Origin of the sequence: Microbacterium sp. AISO3 (assembly GCF_002204305.1) — a bacterium.
GTDB classification, from domain to species: domain Bacteria; phylum Actinomycetota; class Actinomycetes; order Actinomycetales; family Microbacteriaceae; genus Microbacterium; species Microbacterium arborescens.
Window position 1 is genome coordinate 1 of the sequence record NZ_NHRF01000184.1, and the last position, 391, is coordinate 391.

Annotated in this window: 1 protein-coding gene; it reads right to left on the reverse strand. The window is 58.1% G+C overall.

Features of this window, described 5'->3' with window-relative positions:
* Positions 1–391, reverse strand: a 391-nt coding sequence (locus CBF90_RS18290; RefSeq protein WP_141097242.1) for a glycosyltransferase, incomplete at both ends; no start/stop codon positions are given.

Sequence of the window (391 nt, forward strand, 5' to 3'; positions counted from 1 at the left end):
TGCTTAGCCAGATCACTTGCTCGCCGTTCTGAACCATAGTGCGGATTTTGTTGATCAGGTCATCGCAGCGCCATCCGGCATGGCCGACGATCACGAGCTGGCGGGCGCGGCGCACAGCGGCCGGCAGGCTCTTGTAAGCGTCAATGATGCGTTCCACGTTTTTACGCGGCTGCAATGTACCGACAAACAGGAAGTAGCCGCTTTGCAAACCGTTTGCACGCAGTGTTTCATCCACGTCTTCCGGCGGCGGCGGCACGTACCATTCCGAACCGACACCGGCGTGCACTACCGTGATGTTCCGTTCGTCGATATGGAAATATTCCACCAGTTCCGCCACCGCGAATTTCGAGATCGCGATGACATGATCCGCCTTGCCGGCCGCTGTCTTCTG